This window comes from Mycobacterium sp., assembly GCF_035603715.1.
In the GTDB taxonomy this organism is placed as follows: domain Bacteria; phylum Actinomycetota; class Actinomycetes; order Mycobacteriales; family Mycobacteriaceae; genus Mycobacterium.
Map to the genome: position 1 here is coordinate 1 of NZ_DATNJW010000181.1, position 3,676 is coordinate 3,676.

Genomic DNA, 3,676 nt, shown 5'->3' on the forward strand with positions numbered 1-3,676 from the left:
GGCACCACCTGCATACCGCGGATGAAGCTCAGCCCCGTGTAGTTGGCCAACGCCGTCCGCAACGGGTCGAACAGGGTCCGCCCGGAATTAGCGACTCCCCCGCCGATGACCACGAGATCCAGGTCGCACACCGCGCCGACCGAGGCGATCATCGCCGCCAAGGCGGTGGCGCCGCGGTGGAAGGCCTGCCGCGCCACCGGGTCACCGGCGTCGGCCGCTTCGGCCAGCGTCACGGCGTCGGCGCCGGGTGGCGCCGCCCAGCCGTTGGCCAGCGCCCACCGCGTCATCCACGGTCCGGACGCCACGGTCTCGACGCAGCCGCGGCCGCCGCAGGGGCACGGCTGCCCGTCGGGCTCGACGACGACGTGTCCGACATGACCGGCATTGCCGGTCCGTCCCTGATACGGCACCCCGTCGAGCACCAGCCCACCGCCCACACCGGTCGAGACCACCATGCCGAGCAGGAACTTGGCTCCGCGACCGGCACCACGCCAATGCTCGGCAAGGGCCATGCAGATGGCGTCGCCGGCCAGCCGCACCGGCACACCGGGCACCGCGGTCGCGACCCGGTCCCGCAGCGGAAAGCCGCGCCACGAGGCGATATTGACCGGGCTGACGGTTCCCGTGTTCGCGTCGATCGGGCCCGCGGAGCCAATGCCGACCGCGCGAATCGCGCCCTTGGCAGTCTTGGTCGCGTCGGCGATCATCGTGTCGACAAGGCTCCAAACATGTTCTTCCTCATGGTCTTTCGGCGTCGGCTGGACGGCCTTGTGCACCAGCTCACCCGCCGGGTCGGTGAGCCCGACGGCGATCTTGGTGCCGCCGATATCGAGGGCCAGGGTCAGCATCGGCGTTCAGTGCCGGTGGGTGTTGTCGGGTTGACGCGGGTCGCCGGGATGCTCGTATCCGTGCGCCAGCCGCACCAGGTCGGCCCGGCGCTGATCGAGCCACACCCGAAACGCCCGTCGCCGAGCGGCGGCCAGCAGGTGTTCGGCGATCGTCGAACGCACCTGGGCCAGTGGCGGAGCGTTGGCGGCCGGCGCGCGCCAGCCGTGGCGGTCGGGTTGAGACTCGGCGAATCGCAACGGGTTTCGGTCGTGGTATGCGGAAATGTCGTCGTCGTCGACGTCGACGTCGGCGGTGACGCGGGCGAACAGCGCCCGCGCGCGGGGGTCGGCCAGCGCCGCGGCGGCGATGCTGCCGATCTCCAGCCGAGCCGTGATGTCGGGCAGCAATTCGTCCTCGGCCGGAGCGCCATCTGCGCTCACCCCACGGGCCGCGGCCTCGGCAGCGACGACGCGTTCGGTCACGATCAGCTGCGTCAGCCAGCGACGCAGCTGCCTGCCCTCGCTGGTGCCGGCGATCGGCAGCGCAGCGGCCAGCGGGCCGCCGCGCAGTCGCGCCTCGCGAGCGTCGACCTCGTCGACCGACACCGGAATACCATCCACCGTCGCAACAGTCATTGCACGATCACTTTCACCGAGGGCGAGTAGACCAGCCGGCCGGCGCAGCCGATCCGGATCAGCGCCCACCACTGGCCGGGCTCGACCCAGGCCGGCGGCGTCACGTCGAAACCGAGTTCGACGGTGCCGCGGGCCGGCAGCACCGCGCCCAGCACAGCCGGGCCGATCCACTCCCACGTTCCCCAGGGGCTGATCACATGCGCCTCCAGGCTCAGGTCGGCGCAGGCGTCGGTGCCGACGGTGGCAGTCAGCCGAGCCGAATCCCCCGCGGCCACAACAACATCGGCCGGCTCCTCAGTCAGGTAGACCAGATCGCCGTCATCCACTCCGCCGACACAGACCACAGCGACGTCCTCGACCACCTGACGCCAGGCCGCTGGGACCTTGGTGCCGGTGAGCGCCAGCTGCGCCCGAATCGGATACGCGCCGTCCTTGGCGCCCGACGGCGACTTCACCACCACGTCGGCTTCCAGATGCTCGCCGGCTGCCAGCGTGAACGGCAGCGCGGCGGGGCTGGCCGACCATCCCGGCGGGCAGACCACCGTCACGGTCCCGGACAGCGAAGTATCGCTGCTATCGCTGACCACCGTCAGGCGCAGCGTCACGTCGGAGCCCGCGGCGGCGGTGAGTTGGTGGGGATGGACGTGGGCGACTGCGGGCAGCCCGCCCAGCGGCGCCGGTCCGCGGTTGTGCAGCCAGTATCGCGCGTACAGCGGTTGCGCGGTTTCGGAATCCGGTGCCAGCACGGCATTTTCGGCGTCCAGCAGGCGTGGCAGCTCGAGTCGCGCCAGCGCGGTGCCGATCTGATGGCCGTGCAACCTGGTGAGGTGTCTTTGGCCAACGGGGCGCTCCAGCAGGTCGGCTACCCGCAGCTCCGACACCGTGCCCAGTGGCGAGCGCACGACGACATCGGCGTCACCGCCGCGGGTTTCGACCAGCCTGATGGCCACGTGGTCGACGTCGACGGGATGGGCGCTGCCGTGTGCCAGCGGGTTGCCGGCCGCTTTGAGCGCGCCCAGCTGCACCGCTCCGGGCGGGTCGACTTGCAGCAGTGAGCCGGTCGCGGGCAGCCCGCCAAGCGAATCCGATGCCGTCACCGCCTGCAGCGGATGGGAGAACTCGGCGCTGCGATCGGGGACGTCGGCGTGCCGCCAATCGCCGGGGCCGCAGACCAGCGCATAGTCGAAAACGTGTGTCCAGTGCTGCAATTGGAAGTTGGAGCCGTCGGGCGCGGTGCGCCGCGGCTCGTCGATCCAGACGCCGGACGGCCAGCCGGTGCACGATCGCATCAGCGCGGTGTGCAGCGTTCCGTCGGTCTCGACGGCGAAGCTGGGCACCCCGCGGTTGCACAATGCGACCGTGCGCGATTCGAAACGCCCCAGCCCCGACGGGGCGTGCTGCGTGACGACGATCTCGGCGTCGGCTAGGTCATCGACCACCGACGCGATCGCCTTGACCAGGTGGGCGTCGTCGCGCCCGGCGATCACCAGCACCGGCAGCGCATCCGAGTTGCGCAGGTCGGCACTGGGAATCCAGCCTTCCGCCAACGGCGCGGCGGCGGGCACCCACACTATGGCGCAACCGATCTCGGCGAGCTGCTTGTCGACCTCGCGGGTGTAGGCCGGAGCGGCGGCCGCCAACACCGACTTGGTGAACGCGTTCTGATCCGGCCCGCCCAGCGCTACTCGGGTATCGGGCAGGTTGGAGTCGACACCGAGCTTCCCGTAGCGCGGCTTGTCGGCGCTGCTGCAGGTCGCCGTGACGCCGGCCCGCACCAGCGCCACCACCAGGTCGCGCGCCAGCCGGCCGCCCATAGGCTCGGTCGGCGCGACGACTTCGGCCACCGACACCGCACGCACGCCGTCGCCGACGCGCACCCTGGCCGCCGACGACACCCCGAACCAGCCGTAGGCCGGGTTATCCAGTGTCCACGGATGATCGGCAGTGTCCACCGATTCAGAGTCGTTGTGCAGCAACGCAAAACCGCGACCGACTACGGCGTCGCCGACTTCGCTGACCGGCATCGCACCCGGCACCGGACACGGCCAGCGCAGCCGCAGCAGTCGGTCCTCGCCGATGAAGTCGTCGATGGCGGTGGCGCAGTCGACTCGGTCGACACCGCGCCACAACGTCAGCGTCTGGGTGTAGCGCAGCGTGTCACCGATCCGGCCTTGCACGATGAAACGCTGGCCCAACGGACTGCGGTAGGCCTG

At 70.8% G+C, this 3,676-nt stretch carries 3 protein-coding genes; all 3 read right to left on the reverse strand.

All coding sequences use genetic code 11. The features are described from left to right. Nucleotides 1-848 (reverse strand): ROK family protein (locus VN856_RS07845; protein ID WP_325687768.1); only part of this gene is annotated, 848 nt, incomplete at its 3' end. 6 nt (nt 849-854) lie between these two features. After that, nucleotides 855-1,463 carry a DUF7158 domain-containing protein gene (locus VN856_RS07850; RefSeq protein ID WP_325687770.1) on the reverse strand — a complete coding sequence of 203 codons (609 nt, stop codon included), beginning with the start codon at nt 1,461-1,463 and terminating at the stop codon, nt 855-857. Then, the coding region (locus VN856_RS07855) for an NEW3 domain-containing protein (protein ID WP_325687772.1) at nt 1,460-3,676 on the reverse strand (2,217 nt) is incomplete at its 5' end. The genes VN856_RS07850 and VN856_RS07855, both read right to left, overlap by 4 nt.